The organism is Microbacterium sp. AR7-10 (assembly GCF_001878835.1).
GTDB lineage: Bacteria > Actinomycetota > Actinomycetes > Actinomycetales > Microbacteriaceae > Microbacterium > Microbacterium commune.
On record NZ_MJIR01000036.1, the window covers coordinates 123,229 to 145,333 of the forward strand.

A 22,105-nucleotide genomic window follows, 5' to 3' on the forward strand; every position below is an offset into this window, starting at 1 on the left:
GTTCCCTCACCCCGGATCGGTACTTGTACCCGGGTGCGTTAACCCTGGCACAAGTGGCGGACATTCCTCACGCTGGTCAGGTGCCCCGCGTCCCCTCCCCTGCTGCCGCTCGCATCGGCGAGCTGATCGCGGACGAACGCAGGCGTCGCGGCATCACGCAGGACGAGTTGGCCGTGCTGACACAGATCGATTCGTCGAACATCCGCGGCTACGAGAAGGGCCGCGCACTGATGGGCATCCCGACGCTGGTGCGCATCGCGGATGCACTCAAGGTCGAACCGGGGATGCTGCTGGACGGCGTCACGGTGGACATGTTCGCTCTGCCCGCCGAGGACGGACGTCGGCGGGCGTAGGAGGGTCGCTGCGTTTCGACTCGCTTCGCTTGCTCAACGACCTGGGGCGCTCGCTCAACGACCGGGGGTGCTCGCTCAACGACCCGGCCTCGTCACGCTTCGTCACATCCATTCGCTGGAATACGACGATCCGCTTAGCGTTTAGTCCACGTGAAGCGCACTCCGCGCAGACAATTGGAGTCCCCTTGAGCACCTCTTCATCCACCGCGCGCGCCCAGAAGGCGCCCGACACCCGAAGCCCGGCACGCAAGCTGCTGACGTCATTCGGTTTCCAGATCATCGCCGCCCTCATCCTGGGCATCGGCGTCGGACTGATCGCCGTCTCGCTCGGCGCCTCAGCCGAGAACCCGACCCCGCTGTCGGACACGCTCGACCGCATCGGCAGCTCGTACGTCACGCTGCTGCGTGCGGCCGTGGTCCCGCTGATCTTCACTGCGATCGTGGCGAGCATCTCCAACCTGCGCCGCGTGCAGAACGCGGCCCGCCTCGCGGGTCAGACGATCCTCTGGTTCGGCATCACCGCGTTCATCGCCGTGATCATCGGCATCGCCCTCGGTCTGGTCATCCAGCCCGGCTCGAAGGCCGGCGCCGGCCTCGAGACCGGCGACCCGTACACGGTCGGCACCTGGTGGAACTTCCTGCTCGGGCTCATCCCGCAGAACTTCCTCGGACTCACCGTCTCGACCAACCCCGGCCCGGTCGAGGGCACGCTGGTGTCGAACGTGAACTTCAACATCCTGCAGGTCATCGTCGTGGCCGCGGTCGTCGGCATCGCCGCTCTGAAGGCCGGCCGCAAGGCCGAGCCGTTCCTCGCCTTCACCGAGTCGCTGCTGAAGGTCATCCAGCGCGTGCTGTGGTGGATCATCCGCATCGCCCCGATCGGCACCTTCGGCCTCATCGGCGCCGCCGTCGTCAAGTACGGCTGGGACAAGCTGACCTCGCTCGCCTGGTTCGCCGGCGCGATCTACATCGGCCTCGCCCTCGTGATCTTCGTGGTCTACCCGATCCTCGTGAAGACCCACGGCCTGTCGATCAAGCAGTACTTCTCGGGCGTCTGGCCCGCCGTGCAGCTGGCCTTCGTCAGCCGCTCGTCGATCGGCACCCTGCCGCTCACCGAGCGCGTCACCGAGCGCAACCTCGGCGTGCCCCGCGGCTACGCGTCGTTCGCCGTGCCGCTCGGCGCGACCACCAAGATGGACGGCTGCGCCGCGATCTACCCGGCCATCTCCGCGATCTTCGTCGCGCAGTTCTTCGACATCCAGCTGAGCTTCATCCAGTACCTGCTGATCGTGATCGTCTCGGTCGTGGGTTCGGCCGCGACCGCGGGCACCACCGGCGCCATCGTGATGCTGACCCTCACCCTGTCGACCCTGGGCCTGCCGCTCGAGGGCGTCGGACTGCTGCTCGCCATCGACCCGATCCTCGACATGGGCCGCACCGCGGTGAACGTCGCGGGCCAGGCGCTGGTTCCGACTATCGTCGCCAAGCGCGAGGGCATCCTCGACGAGGAGCTCTACAACGCTCCTCGCAACGGCCTGCCGTTCGCGGAAGACATCGACGACGCGGATGCCGTGGAGCCGGATGCCACGAAGGAGCCGGCCGGCGCTCGCTGACCTCGCTCACCCGCAGAAAGCGCCTCGCCCTGTCAGGGCGGGGCGCTTTCTGCATCCGGATGCCCTGGCATCCCCCGACCCGCGCCGGTGACGTCAGCGCGAGCGGCGCTCCTCCTCCAGCTCGCGCCGCAGGTCGCCGTTCTCGTCTTCCAGATCGAGCACACGGCCGATGCCGGCGAGGTTCACCCCGGCATCCCGCAGCTCGGCGACCCGGCGCAGGCGGTCGATGTCGTCGTCGCTGTACCGCCTCGTTCCTCCGTCGCTGCGGAACGGAGTCAGCAGCCCTCGTCGCTCGTACAGCCGCAGCGTCGCCTCGGGGACATCGGCGAGATCGGCCGCGACGGCGATCCCGTACACCGGAGTTGCACCGTCGCGGTCGGCCATTCGGCATCCATCCTCGTACTTGAAATCTGTTCGAACTGGAGCTATAAATATACATCACCAGATGCAGATTTCCTGCATCCGCAACAGCGCCGCCGGCCGGCGGCCCATAGTGAGAGGAGAACACCATGGCCATGACCCTCGACCCGATCAGTCAGCTCGATCGTTTCGCTGCGAGCGTGCTGGACTCCGTACGCGCCCCGCGCGTGATGCCCGTCGACCTCTGCCGCGACGGCGACCGCTATGTCCTGCATGCCGACATCCCGGGCGCCGACCCCGGCTCGATCGACGTCGATCTCGACGGCTCGCAGCTGTCGATCCGCGCCCAGCGCACCGCCGACACCGGCGAGGGCATGCGCTGGATCGCCCGCGAGCGCGGCACCGGAAGCTACTTCCGGCAGTTCACGCTCGGCGACGGCGTCGACCTCGAGCGCATCAGCGCGTCGTACGACAGCGGCGTGCTCTCGGTGATCATCCCGGTCAGCGAGCGCGCGAAGCCGCGCCGCATCCAGGTCGAGTCGACCGACACCCGCGAGGCGATCAGCGCCTGATCCGCAGCGGGGAGCGCCCGCCCGGGCGCTCCCCGCCCTGATCCGGAAAGGAATGTCTCATGTCCCCCTCCCCCGACCTCCGCCGGTTCCTCGCCGAGATGGAGTTCCCCGCCGCGAAGGACGACCTGGTGCGCGAAGCCATCCGCGACGGGCTCGACCGCGACGACATCGCCGCCATCGAGCAGCTCCGCGGGTACAGCTACAGCGCCCGGTGGCAGATCCTCACCGCGCTGCGCCTGGGCCGCCCGTCCGCTGACGCCCTCGTGCCTGCCTGAGCTCGCAGCGCCCTGGCCGCGTGGCACCTGAGCGCCGGGCACCCGGCGCTCAGGTGCGCAGCGACATCCTCGTGTCGAGCGCGAGCTCTTCGGCATCCATCGCTGCGATCAGCTCGTGCATGACCTCCTCGCTGAGGTTGCCGGCGCGCCGCTCCTCCAGCAGCAGGTCGCGGCGCACCGACAGCCAGCCCTTCGCCATCGCCGCGAACTGCTCCGGCGACGGCCGCACCGGCCGCTCTTCCGCCGGCTCCTCGCCGGCCTGGTCGGCGCCCGCCTGCATGCGCACGAGACGCTCGGCATACGCGTCGAACGCCGGCAGCCGCTCCTCGCCGTGCTCCTTCGCCCACGCGCGCCTCGCCTCGCGCAGGTAGGCCTTGCCGACGTCGCGGCTGCGTTCGCGCACGGATGCCAGCTGTCTGGCATCCTCCCGCGCCTCCTCGTCGTCCACGACCCCCAGCGCACCGATCAGCCACGGCAGGGTGAGCCCCTGCAGCAGCAGGGTGCCGACGGTCACGACGAAGGCGACCACGACGATCGCGTCGGCCGCCCGCGCATCGAGACCCGCGAGATCGGCCGCGGCGAGCGCGGTGGCCAGCGTGACCACTCCGCGCATGCCGGCCCACGAGATCACCGCGTTGTCGCGCCACGAGAGCGTGGTCTCGGTCAGCCGGCGCCGCAGCTGCTCCTCGGTGAGCGGGCGCCGACGACGACGCCTGTTCGCGAGCGGAAGCGCCTTCTTCGCCGCCGACATCTTCTCCCACCGACGCAGACGCAGCTTCGTCCAGCGCTGGCCCCACGCGCCCGCCGGGTACACGAAGAGCGGCCGCACGACGAGCACCGCCAGCAGGACGATCACCGCCAGCAGCAGGATCGTGCCTCCCTCGCCGTCTTCCAGCTCGCCGATCACGCGCGGCAGCTGCAGCCCGATGTACGCGAACACGAACGACTCGAGCAGGAAGTCGGCCGAGAGCCACAGCGGCGCCTCCTGCTGCCTGGTCGCGTAGCTGGTCTTCGGAGCGTTGAAGCCGACGAACAACCCCATCGCGACCACCGCCAGCACGCCCGACCCGAGCAGCTGCTCGGCGATCGCGTACGCGCCGAACGGCGCGAGCAGACCGAAGGTGCCGTTCACGACCGGATCGTCGACGCGCATCCGCAGCTGGTGCAGCGCGATACCGAACACCAGCCCGACCGCGCCCCCGATCACCACGGCGAGCGCGAACTGCCAGATCCCGTCCCAGATCGACACCGTGGCGCCGGCGACGATCGCCGCGAACACCCGGAACATGGTCAGCGACGTGGCGTCGTTGATCAGGCTCTCCCCCGACAGCACCGTCATCACCCGCCGCGGCAGGCCGAGCCGGCGGCCGATGGACGCCGCAGACACGGCATCCGGAGGGGCGACGATCGCCCCCAGCAGCAGGGCTCCCGGCAGGGTCAGCTCGGGCATCACCCACCACGCCAGCAAGCCCACGACGACAGCGGTGACGACGACGAGACCGACACCCAGCCGTCGGATCTGCGGCATCGCCCGGTGGAAGCTGAGGAACGACACGTCGAGCGCCGCCGAGTACAGCAGCGGCGGCAGCACGACGTTCAGCAGCAGGTGTCCGTCGATCGCGATATCCGGCACGAACGGGAGGAAGGATGCCAGCAGCGCGACGACCGTGACCAGCAGCGGTGCGGGCCATCCTCTTCGGCGGGCTACGGCTGCGACCGCCACGGCGCCGACGACGATGAAGAAGATGCTGGACTCCATTCCAGGAAGGGTACGCCCTGGGTGCGCCCCGGTGATCCGCTCGGGGATGCGTCCGGGGATCTGCGCTGGATCCGCCCGGTGCGGAATGCGCGCGCGGCGACCGACGTTGTCCTCTGACGATGACTACTCCCGCGCTCTCCGTCCTCGATCTCGTTCCCGTCCGCACCGGCCAGACCAGCGCGCAGGCCATCGCGTCGTCGATGCAGCTCGCCCAGCACGCCGATGCGCTCGGGCTCACCCGGTACTGGTTCGCCGAGCACCACAACATGCCGTCGGTGGCATCGACCACACCGCCGGTCCTGATCGCCGCCGCGGCCGCGCGCACGCAGCGGATCCGCGTCGGCTCGGGCGGCGTCATGCTGCCCAACCACGCGCCCCTGATCGTGGCCGAGCAGTTCGCCGCCCTCGAGGCGCTCGCACCGGGACGCATCGACCTCGGCATCGGCCGGGCACCGGGCAGCGACCCGGTGATCACGCATCTGCTGCGCCAGTCGGGCACGACCGGAGACGTCGACCGCTTCCCCGCGCACGTGCAGGACATCGCCGCGATGGTGCAGTCCGACGGCGCGACGGTGCGCTTCACCAGCGGCGGCGAATACGGCGTGAAGGCGACGCCCGCGGCATCCGGATCCCCCACGATCTGGCTGCTGGGCTCGAGCGACTACTCCGCCCAGCTCGCCGCCGCGCAGGGGCTGCCGTACGTGTTCGCGAACCACTTCGCGGGAGTCGGCCTGGAGCGCGCCCTCGACCTGTACCGCTCGCAGTTCCGCCCGTCCGAGACGCTCGACGCGCCGCTCACCTTTCTCACCGCGAACGTGGTCGCCGCGCCGTCGGCGGAGGAAGCGGAGGCCCGCGCCCTGCCGCAGCTGCGCGCGATGGCGCGCTTGCGCGGCAACAAGCCGATGAGGCCGCTCGAGACGGTCGACGAGGCGCAGCGCGGCGCGGCTGAGCATCCGGATGCCCAGGAGCAGACCCTCATCGACGCGATGCGTCAGCGCTGGCTGATCGGCGAGGGTGCCGAGGTTCGGTCGTCTCTGGCCGCATTCGCCGCGCAGCACGGCGTCGACGAGATCATGGTGTCGCCGGTCGCCGGCGCCTACGACGGCGAGCCGCTCGATGCGGCCACCGGGCGCGCGCAGACCCTCGACCTGCTGGTGGCGTAGGCCGCGCCGCCCTTCACGGGGTGCGGGGTCAGTTGCGTACGTTTTCGGGGACGGAACCGTACGTTTGTGACCCGCGGAGGCGCGGGTCGGCGCCCACGATGACTCCTGTGGTCACCGCGCACGATGGCGCCTTGCTTGTCCACAGATTGCGCGGATCCGAACGTTGCCCACAGCAGCTGGGCCATGCACGGGTCCGCGGTCGGTCGCAGGTCGACCATGGAGAGATGCGAGCCAGGACGCCTCTTCCCCCAACACTCGGTGAGCGGTTCACCGTCAAAGAGGCGTCCGGCGCGGGCGTCCCGCGGCGGCGCCGGGACGCTCCGGACCTCGCCCGGCCGTATCGCGGCATCCGAGTCACGACGGAACCCGAGACGTTCGACGACCGAGTGACGGCCTACGCTCCGCGTCTTGCTGCGGATCAGCGCTTCGGCGGTAGGACGGCGGCGCGCATCTGGCGGATGCCTGTGCCTTCGACGTGGGAGAAGGACGAGACACTCCATGTGTTCGTGCCCACAAGCGGTTCCCGCCCGCGCACTGCCGGTGTCACCGGGCGTCGTCTTGCCCCGGAGCGGCTCACCCTCCATCGGATCGACGATGTGCCTGTACTCGATCCTGTCGCGACGCTCTTCTCCTGCGCGAAAGGGCTCACCAAGCTCGAAGCGGTGACCCTGATCGACTCGATCCTCACCACCGCGACGAACTATCCGGGGCTCCGCCTGAGCCGTCCGCACGTGACGATCGACGACATTGCGGAGCGCCTCAATGTCTGGAACCGCTTTCCGGGATGTGGCACGATCCGCGAGGCTCTGGCACTCGCCTCCTACGACGTCGAATCGCCGAAGGAGACCGAGACCCGACTGCTCATGCGGACGTGCGGGCTGCCAGAGCCGGTGGTTCAGTACAGAGTTCTGAACGGCCTCATGCTCGTCGCGCGCACCGATCTCGCGTACCCCGAACTGAAGATCGCGATCGAGTATGAAGGCGATGGGCATCGTACGAGTGCCGAGCAGTGGCGGCGAGACATCCGGCGTCAGCGAGAGCTGGAAGCGCTCGGCTGGATCGTGATCCGCCTCACCCAGGACGACCTCAACGATGCCGACGCGCTGATCAGACGAATCCGCGGCGCCATAGCATCCCGCTCGGCCTGACCCGCCCGGCGGGTCCCATCCCTTGCGAGGTCAGTCTCGTACGCTTTCGGCCAGATCCGCGTGCACAACTGACCCCGCACACGAGCGGAGCGGGTCGTGTGCGCACGCCGACGCACCCATGTCCGCCTGCGGGGTCAGTAACGTACGCTTTCGGGCAGATCCGCGTACACAACTGACCCGGCACACGGGTGGACCGGGCGCCGCGGCGGACCACGCGCCGCGAAGGGCCGGCGCGCCGCGGCGGACCACGCGCCGCGAAGGGCCGGCGCGCCGCTGCGGGGTCAGATACGTACACTTCCGGGCGGATCTGCGTGCACAATCGACCCCGCACGCCGGCGGCGCGGGCCCGCACGCGAGCGGATGACCCCGTACCCCGGCGAGCAGGGGCCCGCGGGCTACGCCTCGGGTTCGCCGTGCAGCAGCGCGCGCAGCCAGTCGCGGGCCTCGACGAACACGCCGTCGGCGTATCGCTCGGGGTAGTGCACGATCCGGCGGTCAGCGCGCGGGTACGAGCCGAGGAAGACGACGCGGGGGCTGAACCGCCGGATGCCGAGCAGCGCGTCGGCCATGCGCTCGTCGTACGCGTGACCGTCGGCATCCACCACGAACCGGTACCGGCCGAGGGCATCGCCGACAGGACGCGACTGCAGCAGCGACAGGTTGATGCCGCGGGTCGAGAACTGCTCGAGCATGTCGAGCAGCGCGCCGGGGCGGTCGTCGGGGAGCTCGACGATCAGCGAGGTCTTGTCGGCTCCGGTCGGCTCGCCCGGCGGGGTCGGCCTCGACACGAGCACGAAGCGCGTCACGGCGTTGTCGTTGTCGCCGATCTGCTCGGCGAGCACCTCGACGTCGTGGTGCTGCACGATGCCGGGCGCGGCGATGGCGGCCTGGGCCGGCGACGAGCCGTCGAGCACACCCAGGATGGATGCCACATTGCTGGCCGCCGGAACATGAGCGTGCCTCGGCAGATGCTCGCCCAGCCAGCTGTGGCACTGCGCGTAGGCGACGGGATGCGCGGCGATGACCTCGACGTCCTCCAGCCGCACGCCCGGCTTGCCGACCAGCACGAAGTTCACCTTCACCAGGTACTCGCCGATGATGCGCAGCCCCGGCAGCGTGGCGAGCGCGTCGAGCGTGGTCGACACCCCGCCCTCGACGGAGTTCTCGATCGCGATCATCGCCGCGTGGCTGCGTCCCTCGAGCACGTCGGCGAGCGCCTCGCCGACGTTGTGCACGGGCTTCCAGTCGTGGCCCCTGGCCTCGGGCACCTGATCGAGCGCTGCCTCGGTGAAGGTGCCTGCGGGGCCCAGGTAGCTGTAGGTGCGGCGTTCGGTCACCACGTCAGCCTAGCCCCGCGGCTCGGCGGCCCTTCGAGCCGTTTCACTACCACGAACGCGCCTGTGACGACATCCGTCACCGGCTGAGGTGCGCGAGCGCCCCGAGGAGGGGCAGACTATCCCCATGACGAGCCGAGCTGGCCTCCCCGCGGAGGAAAAGGATCTGATCGACGTCGACGAGTTGATCGCCGCCTACTACGACCGCATCCCCGATCCGTCCGACCCGGCTCAGCGCGTCGCGTTCGGCACGAGCGGGCACCGCGGCTCGTCTCTCAGCACCAGCTTCAACGAGCAGCACATCGTCGCCACGACCCAGGCCATCGTCGACTACCGGCGCGAGCAGGGCATCACGGGCCCGCTGTTCCTCGGCCGCGACACCCACGCCCTGTCGCTGCCGGCCGAGCGCACCGCGATCGAGGTGCTGATCGGCAACGGCGTCGACGTGCGCGTGGACTCCCGCGACTCGTGGGTACCCACCCCCGCGCTCAGCCACGCGATCCTCACCCACAACCGCGGTCGTGCGTCGGGCGCCCCCGACCGCGCCGACGGCATCGTCATCACTCCGAGCCACAACCCGCCCCGCGACGGCGGGTTCAAGTACAACCCGCCGCACGGCGGCCCGGCCGACACCGACGCCACGTCGTGGATCGCGCAGCGGGCGAACGCGCTGATCGAGGCGGGCCTGGAGGGCGTCGAGCGGATTCCGGATGCCGACATCGACGACGACTCGATCGGCCAATACGACTTCCGTGACGCGTATGTGCGCGACCTGCCCTCGATCATCGACATCGACGCGATCACGCGCGCGGGCGTGCGCATCGGCGCCGACCCCATGGGCGGGGCATCGGTCGAGTACTGGCAGCTCATCAAAGAGATGCACGGCATCGACCTGACGGTCGTGAACCCCGAGGTCGATCCGACCTGGCGCTTCATGACCCTCGATTGGGACGAGAAGATCCGGATGGATCCGTCGTCGCCGAGCGCCATGGCATCCCTCGTCGCCAAGCGAGACGACTACGACGTGCTCACCGGCAACGACGCCGACGCCGACCGGCACGGCATCGTCACCCCGGATGCGGGGCTGATGAACCCGAACCACTACCTCGCCGTCGCGATCGACTACCTGTTCTCGCACCGCACCGAGTGGCCTCGCGACGCGGCGATCGGCAAGACGCTCGTGTCGTCGATGATCATCGACCGCGTCGCCGAGTCGCTCGGCCGCCGCCTGCTCGAGGTGCCGGTCGGATTCAAGTGGTTCGTGCCGGGTCTGCTCGACGGCTCGGTCGCGTTCGGCGGGGAGGAGTCGGCCGGTGCGTCGTTCCTGCGCAAGGACGGCACGGTCTGGTCGACCGACAAGGACGGCATCCTGCTCTGCCTGCTCGCCGCCGAGATCATCGCCGTGACCGGCAAGACGCCGTCGGAGCGCTACCGCGAGCTCGAGCAGGCCTTCGGCTCGTCGGCGTACCAGCGGGTGGACGCCCCGGCGACGCCCGAGCAGAAGGCGGCGCTGGGCAGGTTGGCTCCGGATGCCGTGACCGCGACCGATCTGGCCGGCGAGCCCATCACCGCGAAGCTGTCGCACGCACCGGGCAACGGCGCGGCGATCGGCGGGCTGAAGGTGCAGACCGAGCACGCGTGGTTCGCCGCGCGTCCGTCGGGCACGGAGGACGTCTACAAGCTATACGCCGAGAGCCTCAAGGGTCCGGAGCACCTCGCGCAGGTGCAGGAGGAGGCGCGGGTCGTCGTGTCCGCCGCCCTCGGGGGCTGAGCGCGAGCGCCGTCGGCGGCTCTGCGCGGTCGCCCGCTGAGCGAGGTCAGGAGCCGGATGCCGACCCGGAGCCGCGCACCGCGAGCGCAAGCCGGCGACCGGCCTCGTGCAGCCACCGGTGCGTGTCCGCCAGCGCGGATGCCGACGAGCCGGCCACCTCGGTGAGCGAGGCGGATGCCGTGAACGGCGCGAGATCGGCATCCGGCGCTATCCGACCGGCCACGAGCACCGCGTCGACGCCGGAGGCGGCGGCGAGGGATGCCACGAACGACGGCACCTTGCCGTCGCCGGACTGCCCGTCGTAGGCACCCTCACCGGTCACGACCGCATCGGCGGCGGCGATGGCATCGGCGAGTCCGATCAGGTGCGCCACCTCGGCCGCTCCGGGCAGCAGCGTGCCACCCCAGGCGATCAGCGCCGCCCCGACACCGCCCGCCGCGCCGGAACCGGGCACGGCCGGATCGAGGGCGAGCAGTCGGGCGAGGCGCTCGAGTGCGGCATCCGTCTGCTGCTGATCCGAGGGATCGGTCAGCCCCTTCTGCGGGCCGAACACCGCCGCGGCGCCGCGGGCGCCGGTGAGCGGGTTGGTGACGTCGGTGAGCACCGGCACCTCGGGAGCCGGGCGGAGCCCGCTCAGATCAGCCGAGACGATATCGCCCAGCCCACGGGCGCCGGGCGCCGTCTCCGCTCCGCGCGCGTCGAGGAACCGCGCGCCGAGCGCGCGCAGCATGCCCGTGCCGCCGTCGGTCGATGCGCTCGAGCCGATGCCGAGCACGAGACGAGAGACGCCGTGGTCGAGAGCCGCGGCGATGGCCTGGCCGAAGCCGCGCGAATCAGCATCCCACGGGCGCAGCTCGTCGAGAAGCTCGATGCCCGATGTCGAGGCCATGTCGATCACGGCGGTGCCGTCGGGCGCATCGTCGGAGGCCGGCAGCAGCAGCCACGCGGTATCGACGGGATGCCCGGCGGGGCCGTCGACGGTGATCGGCATCCGGCGCGCTCCCGGCACTGCGGCGGCGAAGGCCGCGACGGTGCCCTCTCCCCCGTCGGCCATCGGGCGCAGCACCGGCGAGACGCCAGGATCGACCGACGCCCATGCTTCCGCGAGGACCCGCGCCGCGTCGGCGGCGGCGATCGTGCCCTTGAAGCTGTCGGGGGCGAAGACGATGCGCGTCACCGGTCGACTCCGGGCGTGCTCTCGCGCACGATCACATCGAGATCGGCCGTGGGCGGGTGCCACTCGTCGTCGACGGTCGCCCGGAACGCCTGATACCCGAGCTCGATCAGCGGCACCCGCACGGTGCTCAGCCGCGGGGTGACGTCGCGGCTGACGGGCACGTCGTCGAATCCGCAGACCGCGATGTCCGCGCCCACGCGTCGCCCGCCCTCGCGGATGGCGGTCATGGCGCCGATGGCGATCACGTCGCTGAGCGCGAAGACGAGGGTGCCGGGGTCGACGCCGTCGGCGAGCGCCTGCCTCATGGACGCGGCCCCGGACTCGCGCTCGAACGTGCCGCGATAGGTGCGTTCGATGACGCCGCCCTCGGCGCCGAACCCGGCGGTGAAGCCGGCCAGTCGGTCATCGGATGTGCGCACGCGCTCCGTGGCGCCGATCGCGATCGCGCGGCGGTAGCCGAGGGCCGCCATCGCGCGGCCCAGGCGCTCGGCGCCGCCGCGGTTGTCGATGCGGATGCTGCGGTCGCCGCCGGGGCCGAACGTGACGGTGCGCCCGCCCAGACCGGAGAATGCGGAGAGTTCGCCGTGCGTGTCGTCTTCACCGTCGTTGCCCCGCGAGGCGGCGAGGATCACGCCACGCGGACGCTGCCCGCGCAGCGCACGCAGGATCTTCGTCTCCCGCTGCGGGTCGCGCTCGGTGATCGCGATGGTGACGATCAGCCCCTCCTCGTCGGCGCCGCGGGCCACGCCCGAGGCGATCAGCCCGAAGTAGGGGTCGGCGATGTCGGCGACGAGCAGCGCGATGGCCGCCGATGTGCCCCTCGCCGTGGCCTGCGCCGAGGCGTTCGCCGTGTAGCCGAGCTCTTCGGCCGCCTTCTCGACGCGCTCTCGGAACGACTCGGCGACCTTGCGCTCAGAGCCGTTCAGCACCCGGGATGCGGTGGCGAGCGAGACCCCCGCCGTGCGTGCCACGTCGTGCAGCGTGGGCGGCGAGGTGCGCGCGGACGCGGCGTCGGCGGTCATGGCCACAGCCTACCGATTGCCGGCATCCCGACCCGGCTCAGGGCGGGGCGACTCGGACGCGGCGTCGCGATCGAGGAGGTCGAGCAGAGTCGCCGCCTCCGCTGCCAGCAGCGCCGGGTCGTCGTCGACGACGAACTCGAGCAGCGCGTCGCGCGGCGGCACCGGCTGCGCCGACGCCGCGACGAAGAGCGGATGCCAGAGGCTCTCGCGCGCGCTGAGGTGCAGCCTCGTGTCGAACGGCCACCACGAGAACACGTGCACGGCGCTGGTGTGCTCGGCGATCTGCGCGAACTCGTGCAGGGCGACATCGTCGGGGGCGTCCACGGTGGGCTGCCAGTACGTCGAGAGCCCAGGCACGTCCGCCAGTAGTCGCAGCGTCGCCGCCGGGGTGTCGGCGAGCGTGCGCCGGTGGAACTCCAGCGCCAGGGCGACGCGCCGCTCGGACGCCTCGGCGACGGCATCCCGCAGCCGCGAGACGACCTGCGCGTACTGCTCGGGGCTCGCATCGGCCGAACCCGTGCGGCCGGCCCAGATGCGCACGCGGTCCGCGGCCAGCGCGGTCGCGCTGTCGAGGATCGGCGTGAGCGGCTCGTCTGCTCCGGCGCGGAAGTACGAGCCGTACGAGCACACCGCAAGGCCAGCATCCGTCGTCGCCGCCGCGACCTCCGCGGCGCGCTCGACATCTCCCGGCGGCACGTGCACGTCGCCGCCCCACTCGATCACCTCGAGCCCGGCCGCCGCGGCCCGCGCGGCCACCTCCTCCGCGGCCAGCTGCCGAAACGTCACCGAGCACAGTCCCGCTCTGATCATGTGCGCCTCCCGCACCAGCACATCACAGGTACGGCGACACCGTCGCCGCGAATGCCTCGGCCGTGCGCGCGACGACCTTCTCCGGCGCGTCCGACCAGATGTCGGCGTTGAAGATCTCCACCTCGATGTCGCGGTCGTAGCCTGTCTCGACGACCGCTCGGGTGAGCGAGGCGAAGTCGATGACCCCGTCGCCCATGTAGTGCCGCGACAGCAGCACGTCGGCGGGGAACGGCGTCTTCCAATCGCACACCTGGTACGTCGAGATGCGGCCCTCGCGGCCCGCACGGGCGATCTGCTCGTGCACCTGCGGATCCCACCAGATGTGGAAGGTGTCGACCGCAGCGCCGACCGTCGCGGCGTCGAAGTCGGAGGCGATGTCCAGCGCCTGGCCGAGCGTGGTCACCACGCAGCGGTCCGAGCCGAACATCGGATGCAGGGGCTCGATCGCCAGGGTGACCCCGGCGCTCTGCGCGTACGGGGCGAGCACGCCCAGGGCATCCCGAACCCGCTCGCGCGCGCCGTTCAGGTCGCGCGACCCCTCGGGCAGGCCGCCGGCGACCAGCACGAGGACGGCCGTCGATCCCTCGGCGCCCGCGGCGGCGAGGGCCGCGGTCTCGTCGATCGCTCGTCGGTTGTCGTCGAGCGCGGCGTCGCGCGCGGGCCCGGCCGGGAGGGTGAAGAACCCTCCTCGGCAGTGGGTCGAGAAGCGCAGCCCCGAGTCGGCGAGCATCGTCGCCGCGGTGTCGAGGCCGACCTCGTTCACCGGCTCGCGCCACAGTCCGATCGACTGCACGCCCGCGTCGGCGGTCACCCGCAGAGCCGTGGCGAGATCGGCGTACTTGATGGTCGCCTGGTTGATCGACAGGCGGGGGTCGGGAGTGATCACGCGTCCAGTCCGTTCAGCTTCAGCATGCCGTGCCAGCGCTCGCGCGCGAGCTCGGGGTTCTCGAGCGCGAGCGACGCGTTGGCCAGCTCGACGATGCGCGACAGATGCGGCAGGCTGCGCGCGGAGTGCAGACCGCCCACCATCTGGAACGCGGGCTGGTGCCCGTTCAGCCACGACAGGAACGCGACGCCGGTCTTGTAGTAGAACGTCGGCGCGGCGAACACCTGGCGGCTGAGCTCTTCGGTCGGACCGAGGATGCGCCGGTACGCCTCGTGGTCGTCGGCGTCGAGCGCCTGGATCGCCGCCGAGGCGACCGGGGTGATGGCGGCGAACGCACCCAGCAGCGCGTCGGAGTACGACCGTCGCCCGACCTGCGAGTCGCCGATCAGCGACACGTAGTTGAAGTCGTCGCCGGTGAACATGCGCACACCTTCGGGAAGGCGCTCACGCACCGAGATCTCACTCTCGGCGTTGAGCAGGCTCATCTTGACACCGGCGATCTTCGACGGGTTCTCCCCGATGATCTCGAGCAGCACCTCCGCCGCCGCCTGCCAGTCGCTCCCGCCGCCCGTACTGAGCGAGGTCGACGTGAAGTAGCCCTCCAGCTCGGGGTCGAACGCCGGGCCCAGCCAGTGCAGCACCACCGGCGTGGTCGCCCGTTCGAGCACCGCGCGGTAGACACGGCGGTAGTCGTCGGGCGATTCGGCGACGCGGGCGAGGTGGCGGGATGCCATCAGCACCGGCCCCGCCCCCTGCTCCTCGGTGAACTCGAGCTGCGACACGTACGCGTCGATGACGGCATCCAGCGAGATGTGCGTCTCGGCGACGTGATCGGTGTTGACCCCGACCACGACCGACCCGCCCTCCTCGCGCGCCACCTCGGCGCTGCGGGCGATCAGCTCGCGCGTCGCCGCGGCATCGAGGCCCATGTTGCGCTGGGCGGTGTCCATGGCATCCGCCACCCCCAGCCCCCACGAATAGACGTTGCGGCGGAACGCGAGTGTCGCATCCCAGTCGATGTCGGCGGGCTGGCCGGGGGTGTTGTCGGCGTGCGGCCGCGGCACGACGTGCGCCGCGGCGTAGGCCACGCGCGAGCGCAGCGGCGAGGTCGGGCGCGCGTACGCGCCCGAGTCGTTGAGCGTGGCATCGGAGAGATCTCCGGATGCCGAGAGCAGGCGAAGCGTCGTCACAGCGACAGCCTCTCGATGGCGACCTTGCGGCCCTCGGCGCTCGAGGTCAGGCCGGCCTCGGCGAACTGCACCCCGCGGGCGCCCGCGAGCAGGTCGAACGGGTAGTCGGTGCCGAGCACGTACGAGGTGAGATACTCCTCCCACTGCTGGCGGAAGCCGTTGAGGAAGACGTCGTTCGTCGGCACGTTCTGCCAGTCGCCGTCGTAGTCGTGGGTGTCTTCGAGGTCGGGGTTCCAGACCGGCTTCGGGGTGGCGTTGCGCGGCTGGATCTTGCAGCCGAACAGGCCGACCACGGCCGAGCCGTGCGTGCCGTCGACCTGGAACTCGACCAGCTCGTCGCGGTTCACGCGCACGGTCCACGAGGAGTTGATCTCGGCGATCACGCCGCCCTCGATCTCGAAGATGCCGTACGCGGCGTCTTCGGCGGTGGCGGTGTAGTGCTCGCCCTTCTCGTCCCAGCGGTCGGCGATGTGCACGGCCGCCTGGGCGTAGACGCTCTTCACCTCACCGAAGAGGTTCTCGAGCACGTAGTTCCAGTGCGGGAACATGTCGGTGATGATGCCGCCGCCGTCTTCGGTGCGGTAGTTCCAGCTGGGGCGCTGCGCCGGCTGCCAGTCGCCCTCGAACACCCAGTAGCCGAACTCGCCGCGCACCGAGAGGATGCGGCCGAAGAAGCCCGAGTCGATCAGGCGCTTGAGCTTCTGCAGCCCGGGCAGGTAGAGCTTGTCGTGCACGACCCCGGTCTTGACGCCGGCATCCTGCGCGAGCTTCGCCAGCTCGAGGGCCTCTTCCAGCGACTCGGCGGTGGGCTTCTCGGTGTAGATCGCCTTGCCGGCGGCGATGGCCTTGCGGATCGCGGTGGCGCGCGCCTTGGTCACCAGGAAGTCGGCGTAGATCTCCCACTTCGGGTCGGCGAGCGCGGCGTCGAGGTCGGTCGTGTAGTCGTCGATGCCGTGCTTGGCGGCGAGCTCGGCGAGCTTCGCCTCGCTGCGCCCGACGAGCATCGGCCTGACCGTGACCTTCGAGCCGTCGGGCAGCTCGACGCCGCCCTGATCGCGGATCGCGAGGATCGAGCGCACGAGGTGCTGCCGGTAGCCCATGCGTCCGGAGACGCCGTTCATGATGATGCCGATCTCACGCACGTCGGTCATGGTGGTCCGTTCTGTCGAGGTCTGTGCCCGGTGGGAGGGAGTCCCGTCGGGAAGTGATGGGTAAACGCTTTCCGATATAAAAGCACCTTCCGTCGCCCACCGCAAGCCCGGTCATTCCGCGAGGTCGTCGAGCAGGTCCGCGAAGTGGTCGAGATCCTCGGCCGACCAGCGCCGCAGGCGCTCGGCGAGGCGGCTCTCGTACGCCGCGCGCGCCGCGGTGACGCGATCGACGGCCAGGGGCGTGGCGACCAGACGACGGGCGCGCCGATCATCGGCATCCCGGATGCTCTCGACCAGCCCGAGCTCGGTGAGCCGACTCACCTGGCGGCTCACCGCCGACTTGTCGGTCTGCAGGCGATCGATGATCTCGCCGGCGCTGCCGTGGCCGTTCACGATCGACACGAGCACCTGGTAGCCCAACGGCTGCAGCTCCGGATGCACGGTCGCCGCCGCGTCGCGCCACCCCACGCGGATCCGCGCGAACAGCCGGCCGAGCTCCCGCTCGACGCGGTGCACGGCATCGTCGAGCGCCGCGCCGTCGAGGGTGTCGTCGGGGACGGGCGCATCGTGGGGGGCATCGCTCACCTCGCCAGCCTAAACCGCGGCCGTTTCGGGCCCGCGATCGCCGTGCGATCGCCGTGCGATCGCCGTGCAAGGTCAGTTCGGTACGCATCCGCGGCCGAAACCGTGCACAGCTGACCCCGCATCCGGTTGCCGCCGCGCCGGGCGCGCGACCGCGCCCGCGCCCGCGCCCGAGAGCAGCGGTGCGAGGTCACTTGCGTACGCATCCAGCGCCGAAATCGTGCACAACCGACCCCGCACGCGATCGGGGGGGGCGACGCCCCCGGGGCTCAGACCTCCGCGAGCAGGCGGAACGCCTTCGACGCGGCCTGCACCTCTTCCGGCGTCAGCTCGGCGAGCACGGCCCGCATCCGCTCGGCGTTCTCCACCCGCAGCTGGGCGAGCGTCTCCTGCGCCGCGGCGGTGGCGGTGAGCGCCCGCAGCCTGCCGTCGCGCTCGTCCGGGCGGGACTCGAGCAGCCCGAAGTCCTCCAGCATCCGGATCTGACGACTCACCATCGACTTGTCCATCTCGAACAGCTCGGCGAGCTGGTGGGCGTTCGCGCCGCCCGTGCGGGCGATGTACGACAGCAGCTTGTATCCGGAGGGCTGCAGGTCGGGGTGCATCCGCGCCGCGGACTCGCGCCAGAGGGTCTTCGCCCGCGAGAAGATGAGGTTCAGCTGCCCCTGGAAGTCGGCGAGTGCCTCGTCGACGCTCTGCGTCTGCACCTCAGCGCACCTGCTCCGGCACGCGGCCGTCGTTCGCGACCACGCGGATGCTGCCGGTCGACCCGCCCACCTCGGCCTCGGCGACCTCGATCGCCGACCCTTCGGCCTGCTCGCGCAGCTGCTCGGCCGAGTTCTTCGTCGACAGCGGCTTGTTGCGGATGAACGCGATCGCGATCACGCCGATCACGGCCAGCGGCACGGCGACGATGAACGCGTCGGCGATGCCCAGTCCGTAGGCAGACTCGACCACGCGGCGGATGCTCTCCGGCAGGCTCGACATGTCGGGCACGTCGCCCGAGCCGAGCGACGTCAGAGCGCTCACCTCCTCCGGCGACTTCGGCACGAACGTCGCGAGGTCGTCCTTGATGTACGCGCCGACGTTGGTGGCGAGGATGGAGCCCATGATGGTCACGCCGATGGTTCCCGCGATGGTGCGGAAGAAGTTGACGCCCGACGACGCGGCGCCCAGCTGACGTGCCGGGGTGTCGTTCTGCACGATGAGGGTGAGGTTCTGCATCACCATGCCGAGCCCCGCGCCCAGCACGAACATGTAGATCGCAACCAGGGGGAACGGGGTGTCCCAGCGCAGCGTGGACATCAGAGACACGCCGACGAGGGCGAGCACCGAGCCCAGCATCATCCAGCCCTTCCACTTGCCGAAGCGGCTCACGAGCTGGCCGATGATGATCGACGCGCCCATCTGGCCGACGATCATCGGGATGGTCATCAGGCCCGACTCCGTCGGGGTGGCGCCGCGGGCGAGCTGGAAGTACTGCGCGAGGAACACCGAGGTGGCGAACATCGAGACGCCGATCGCGATCGAGGCGATCACCGAGAGCGTGAAGGTGCGGTTCTTGAACAGCGTCATCGGCACGATCGGCTCGGCGACGACGAACTCGACCGCGACGAAGGCGAGGATCACGACCGCGGCTCCGATGCCGAGCGCGTAGCTGGTCGAGGAGTCCCAGTCGAACTGCGAGCCGCCCATCGAGACCCAGATCAGCAGCGCCGAGACGCCGACGGCGAGCAGCACGATGCCGAGGTAGTCGATCGAGACCTTCGCATTCTGCGGCTTGGGTAGGTGCAGGGTGAGCTGCAGCAGCACGAGCGCGAGCACGGCGAACGGCACGCCGACGAAGAAGTTCGCGCGCCACCCCCACACGTCGGTGATGAATCCGCCCAGCAGCGGGCCGCCGATCGTGGCGAAGGCCATGATGCCGCCGACCACACCCATGTACTTGCCGCGCTCGCGCGGCGAGATGATCAGGGCGACGGCGACCATCACCAGCGACATCAGCCCGCCCACGCCGATCCCCTGCACGACGCGCACGGCGATGAGCATGTTCGTGTCGGTCGAGAAGCCCGCGATCACCGTGCCGAGGGTGAACAGCACGAGTGACACCTGCACGAGCACCTTGCGGTCGAGCAGATCGGCGAGCTTGCCCCAGATCGGGGTGGAGACGGCCGTCGCCAGCAGGCTGGCGGTGATCACCCAGGTGTACTGGGCCTGCGTGCCACCCAGGTCGGCGATGATGACCGGCAGCGATGTCGAGACGACGGTGCCCGAGAGCACGGCGACGAACATGCCGACGATGAGGCCGGAGATGGCGGTGAACACCTCACGCGCCGAGCGGGCGGTCGAAGAGGGAGGGGAGGAAAGAGAGGTCAAAAGGTGCGGCTCCTGGAAGATGGTTGATCTTTCTCAACCGTATCACTAATCGTTGACAGTCATCAACTATTGCTGGACATCAACTATTCCGCGGAACCCGCCCGACGGCCCGGATAGGCTCGTCTCGCGGCATCCGCCCCGCCGGACGCCCGCCGGAAGGATGCGCTGTGGATGCTGAATGCTCGTGCGGCTGCGGCACGCCGTCTCGATCGGCTTTCGCGACCGTCTCGCTGCGCCCCGGCGCCTCCCCGACAGCAGGCTCCTCGCAGCACGCCGTGCCGCAGGTGGTCGTCCCGGCAGGGTCATTCGTCATGGGCGACTCGTCTGGCGACCGCAACGCGGCCGACGGCGAGGTGCCGCTGCACCGGGTGAGCCTCGACGCATTCTCGATGGATGCCACGAGCGTGACCAACGACGACTTCGCGCGCTTCGTCGACGACACCGGATACCGCACCGAGGCCGAGGAGTTCGGCTTCTCGGCCGTGTTCCATCTCGCCCTCGCGGCCGACGAGGCCGACGTGCTGGGCCGGCCGCCGCAGACCCCGTGGTGGATCGGTGTGCGCGGCGCCGACTGGCGGCATCCCGGCGGACAGCACTCGAGCATCGACGGACTGGGCGATCACCCGGTGGTGCACATCAGCTGGAACGACGCTCAGGCCTATTGCGAATGGGCGGGGCGCCGACTGCCCACCGAGGCCGAGTGGGAGTACGCGGCGCGCGGCGGTCTCGAGCAGCGGAAGTACCCGTGGGGCGATGACGAGGTCGACGACGGCGGCTGGCGCACGAACATCTGGCAGGGCGAGTTCCCGCGCACCAACACGCTCGAGGACGGCTTCCTGACCACCGCGCCGGTGCGCTCGTTCGAACCCAACGGCTACGGACTGTGGCAGATGGTCGGCAACGTGTGGGAGTGGGCGTCGGACTGGTTCTCGCCCGGGTACTACCGCGTCTCGCCGTCGCACGCTCCGACCGGGCCGGAACGCGGGCAGTCGCGCGTGCTGCGCGGCGGCAGCTACTTGTGTCACTCGTCGTACTGCAACCGATACCGCAACTCGGCACGGTCGCAGAACACCCCCGACTCGTCGATGGGCAACGCCGGGTTCCGCACGGTCGGCCGGTAGCGGGCGCCGCTACCGGATCGACACGATCAGCACGGCCGCCAGTCCCAGCATCCCCGCCGCCGCCACCCCGGCGGCGAGCACGAGCAGCGCCCCTGCACCGACCGCACGCGGAGGGCGATCCTGCTCGACGTCCGCCATGAATGCGCGATGCCGTCGGCGCGACACCCGCCAGAGCAGGGATGCCGCCAGCAGACCCGCCATTCCCGGCAGCACCCACTGCGCGCCGCCCAGCCACAGCGGAAGCAGCCGCAGCGAGACGAGCGAGCCGACCGCGAGCGACAGTGCGGTGCGGCGCCACGACAGCGACGTGCGCTCGAGCTGCAGGCCGGCGTCGAAGGGACCCGGCCACGAGGGTGCGGTCGCCGGCCCTCCGGCGCGGCCGCTCATCGCAGCACGGCGAGCAGCACGAGCACGCCCGAGGCGACCACGGCCAGTGCGAGCACGATTCCCGTGGGAGGGTGCGGCAGGGGCCGACCCAGCCGCATGGCGCGCTCGACCCGCGACCACTCCACCCAGGCGATGATCGGCAGCAGGATGCCCGTGATGATGAGCACGAGGGAGGCGGCCAGGCGCAGCGGGGCGTACATGTCGAGCGCGAGCGCCTCGAGCGCCACGCCACCCGCGATCAGGGCGAGCGCCGTGCGCGTCCAGGCGAGGAAGGTGCGCTCGTTCGCGAGCGAGAAGCGCACGTCCGGCTCGCTGCCCTGCCGGAACACCGAACGCGGGAAACGACGATCGGGATGCTCGCTCACCCGTTCAGGATACCGGCGTCGAGCCTCTCGCAATCCGCCCGTCGGAGTGATGGAGTAGACTCATGCGCGCAGTCATCATGCACGGACCCGGCGACGTCCGGGTCGAGGATGTCCCGACCCCCGAGCTCGTGGAGCCGACCGACGCGATCATCCGCGTCGACGCGGCCTGCATCTGCGGCTCCGACCTGTGGCCGTATCGCGGCATCTCGCCGGTGAAGCGGCCGTCGCGGATGGGCCACGAGTACATCGGCGTCGTCGAGCAGGTCGGGTCGGAGGTCCGCGACATCCGGGTCGGAGACTTCGTGGTCGGCTCGTTCATGGCATCCGACAACACCTGCGAGATCTGCCGGGCGGGGTACCAGTCGCGATGCATCCACGTCGTCGGGATGGGATCGATCGGCACGCAGGCCGAGTACGCCCGGATCCCCTGGGCGGACGGGACGCTCGTGAAGGTCACGGGCGACATCACCCCCGAACGGCGCCGCAGCCTGCTCGCCGCCTCCGACGTGCTCGGCACCGGGTGGTTCGCGGCCGTCGCAGCCGAGGCCGGGCCCGGCAAGACGGTCGCCGTGGTCGGCGACGGGGCGGTCGGGCTGCTCGGCGTCCTCGCGGCGTCGCAGCTGGGGGCCGAGCGCATCATCGCGATGTCGCGGCACGCCGACCGCCAGGCGCTCGCCCGTCGCTTCGGCG

General features: G+C 70.5%; 23 protein-coding genes. 9 read left to right on the top strand and 14 right to left on the bottom strand.

Features of this window, described 5'->3' with window-relative positions:
- The first annotated feature begins 80 nt into the window (after positions 1-80).
- Positions 81-353, top strand: a complete 273-nt coding sequence (locus BFN01_RS15380; RefSeq protein WP_071641771.1) for a helix-turn-helix domain-containing protein — start codon at positions 81-83, stop codon at positions 351-353.
- 185 nt (positions 354-538) lie between these two features.
- Positions 539-1,966 (top strand): dicarboxylate/amino acid:cation symporter, encoded by a 1,428-nt coding sequence (locus BFN01_RS03910; protein ID WP_071641772.1) that lies wholly within the window; start codon positions 539-541, stop codon positions 1,964-1,966.
- Positions 1,967-2,059: 93 nt separating this feature from the next.
- Here BFN01_RS03910 and BFN01_RS03915 read toward each other — a convergent pair whose 3' ends face one another.
- A complete protein-coding gene (locus BFN01_RS03915; RefSeq protein WP_071641773.1) occupies positions 2,060-2,350 on the bottom strand; it encodes a MerR family transcriptional regulator in 291 nt (96 codons plus the stop codon).
- A 125-nt stretch (positions 2,351-2,475) separates the two neighbouring features.
- Here BFN01_RS03915 and BFN01_RS03920 point away from each other — a divergent pair, with 125 nt between their 5' ends.
- Both BFN01_RS03920 and BFN01_RS03925 read left to right on the top strand, forming a co-directional pair.
- Positions 2,476-2,898 carry an Hsp20/alpha crystallin family protein gene (locus BFN01_RS03920; RefSeq protein ID WP_071641774.1) on the top strand — a complete coding sequence of 141 codons (423 nt, stop codon included), beginning with the start codon at positions 2,476-2,478 and terminating at the stop codon, positions 2,896-2,898.
- 59 nt (positions 2,899-2,957) lie between these two features.
- Entirely contained in the window at positions 2,958-3,173 is a 216-nt protein-coding gene (locus BFN01_RS03925; protein ID WP_071641775.1) for a DUF2795 domain-containing protein, read from the top strand.
- A gap of 49 nt (positions 3,174-3,222) precedes the next feature.
- Here the strand turns inward: BFN01_RS03925 and BFN01_RS03930 are convergent, their stop codons facing one another.
- Positions 3,223-4,932, bottom strand: a complete 1,710-nt coding sequence (locus BFN01_RS03930; protein ID WP_071641776.1) for a sodium:proton antiporter — start codon at positions 4,930-4,932, stop codon at positions 3,223-3,225.
- Between the two features lie 119 nt (positions 4,933-5,051).
- Between BFN01_RS03930 and BFN01_RS03935 the strand changes: the two genes are divergently transcribed.
- Both BFN01_RS03935 and BFN01_RS15115 read left to right on the top strand, forming a co-directional pair.
- Positions 5,052-6,095 (top strand): LLM class flavin-dependent oxidoreductase, encoded by a 1,044-nt coding sequence (locus tag BFN01_RS03935; protein WP_177243794.1) that lies wholly within the window; start codon positions 5,052-5,054, stop codon positions 6,093-6,095.
- 107 nt (positions 6,096-6,202) lie between these two features.
- On the top strand, positions 6,203-7,243 hold the full coding sequence (locus BFN01_RS15115; protein WP_177243795.1) for an endonuclease domain-containing protein: 1,041 nt from the start codon (positions 6,203-6,205) through the stop codon (positions 7,241-7,243).
- 395 nt (positions 7,244-7,638) lie between these two features.
- On the opposite strand, the gene pheA is transcribed toward BFN01_RS15115, so the two are convergent.
- Positions 7,639-8,580, bottom strand: coding sequence for a prephenate dehydratase (gene pheA, locus BFN01_RS03945; RefSeq protein WP_143187143.1), 942 nt, complete (start codon positions 8,578-8,580; stop codon positions 7,639-7,641).
- A 124-nt stretch (positions 8,581-8,704) separates the two neighbouring features.
- On the opposite strand from pheA, the gene pgm reads away from it, so the two are divergent.
- Positions 8,705-10,348, top strand: coding sequence for a phosphoglucomutase (alpha-D-glucose-1,6-bisphosphate-dependent) (gene pgm / locus BFN01_RS03950; protein ID WP_071641785.1), 1,644 nt, complete (start codon positions 8,705-8,707; stop codon positions 10,346-10,348).
- Between the two features lie 46 nt (positions 10,349-10,394).
- On the opposite strand, the gene BFN01_RS03955 is transcribed toward pgm, so the two are convergent.
- The 9 genes from BFN01_RS03955 to BFN01_RS03995 form a co-directional block, all read right to left on the bottom strand.
- Complete coding sequence (locus tag BFN01_RS03955; protein WP_071641787.1) at positions 10,395-11,525, bottom strand: glycerate kinase; 1,131 nt, start codon at positions 11,523-11,525, stop codon at positions 10,395-10,397.
- Positions 11,522-12,547, bottom strand: a complete 1,026-nt coding sequence (locus tag BFN01_RS03960) for a LacI family DNA-binding transcriptional regulator (protein WP_071641789.1) — start codon at positions 12,545-12,547, stop codon at positions 11,522-11,524. Before BFN01_RS03960 ends, BFN01_RS03955 begins: the two co-directional genes overlap by 4 nt.
- A 9-nt stretch (positions 12,548-12,556) precedes the next feature.
- Positions 12,557-13,357: a sugar phosphate isomerase/epimerase gene (locus tag BFN01_RS03965; protein ID WP_071641828.1), complete on the bottom strand. Its 801-nt coding sequence runs from the start codon at positions 13,355-13,357 to the stop codon at positions 12,557-12,559.
- 22 nt (positions 13,358-13,379) lie between these two features.
- Positions 13,380-14,243: a sugar phosphate isomerase/epimerase gene (locus BFN01_RS03970; RefSeq protein ID WP_143187144.1), complete on the bottom strand. Its 864-nt coding sequence runs from the start codon at positions 14,241-14,243 to the stop codon at positions 13,380-13,382.
- The gene (locus BFN01_RS03975; RefSeq protein WP_071641791.1) at positions 14,240-15,433 is read right to left on the bottom strand and encodes a dihydrodipicolinate synthase family protein; all 1,194 of its coding nucleotides are present in this window, start codon (positions 15,431-15,433) and stop codon (positions 14,240-14,242) included. The genes BFN01_RS03970 and BFN01_RS03975 overlap by 4 nt, the downstream gene beginning before the upstream one ends.
- On the bottom strand, positions 15,430-16,584 hold the full coding sequence (locus BFN01_RS03980) for a Gfo/Idh/MocA family protein (RefSeq protein ID WP_071641793.1): 1,155 nt from the start codon (positions 16,582-16,584) through the stop codon (positions 15,430-15,432). The genes BFN01_RS03975 and BFN01_RS03980 overlap by 4 nt, the downstream gene beginning before the upstream one ends.
- A gap of 111 nt (positions 16,585-16,695) precedes the next feature.
- Entirely contained in the window at positions 16,696-17,169 is a 474-nt protein-coding gene (locus tag BFN01_RS03985) for a MarR family winged helix-turn-helix transcriptional regulator (RefSeq protein ID WP_071641795.1), read from the bottom strand.
- Positions 17,170-17,435: 266 nt separating this feature from the next.
- Positions 17,436-17,873 carry a MarR family winged helix-turn-helix transcriptional regulator gene (locus BFN01_RS03990; RefSeq protein WP_071641798.1) on the bottom strand — a complete coding sequence of 146 codons (438 nt, stop codon included), beginning with the start codon at positions 17,871-17,873 and terminating at the stop codon, positions 17,436-17,438.
- Position 17,874: 1 nt separating this feature from the next.
- On the bottom strand, positions 17,875-19,542 hold the full coding sequence (locus BFN01_RS03995) for an MDR family MFS transporter (protein ID WP_071641800.1): 1,668 nt from the start codon (positions 19,540-19,542) through the stop codon (positions 17,875-17,877).
- Between the two features lie 167 nt (positions 19,543-19,709).
- On the opposite strand from BFN01_RS03995, the gene BFN01_RS04000 reads away from it, so the two are divergent.
- Entirely contained in the window at positions 19,710-20,663 is a 954-nt protein-coding gene (locus BFN01_RS04000; RefSeq protein WP_371260983.1) for a formylglycine-generating enzyme family protein, read from the top strand.
- Between the two features lie 9 nt (positions 20,664-20,672).
- On the opposite strand, the gene BFN01_RS04005 is transcribed toward BFN01_RS04000, so the two are convergent.
- Together BFN01_RS04005 and BFN01_RS04010 are read right to left on the bottom strand one after the other, a co-directional pair.
- Positions 20,673-21,050, bottom strand: coding sequence for a DUF202 domain-containing protein (locus BFN01_RS04005; protein ID WP_071641804.1), 378 nt, complete (start codon positions 21,048-21,050; stop codon positions 20,673-20,675).
- Complete coding sequence (locus BFN01_RS04010; protein ID WP_071641806.1) at positions 21,047-21,415, bottom strand: YidH family protein; 369 nt, start codon at positions 21,413-21,415, stop codon at positions 21,047-21,049. Before BFN01_RS04010 ends, BFN01_RS04005 begins: the two co-directional genes overlap by 4 nt.
- Positions 21,416-21,477: 62 nt before the next feature.
- Here BFN01_RS04010 and BFN01_RS04015 point away from each other — a divergent pair.
- Positions 21,478-22,105 (top strand): alcohol dehydrogenase catalytic domain-containing protein (locus BFN01_RS04015; protein WP_177243796.1); only part of this gene is annotated, 628 nt, incomplete at its 3' end.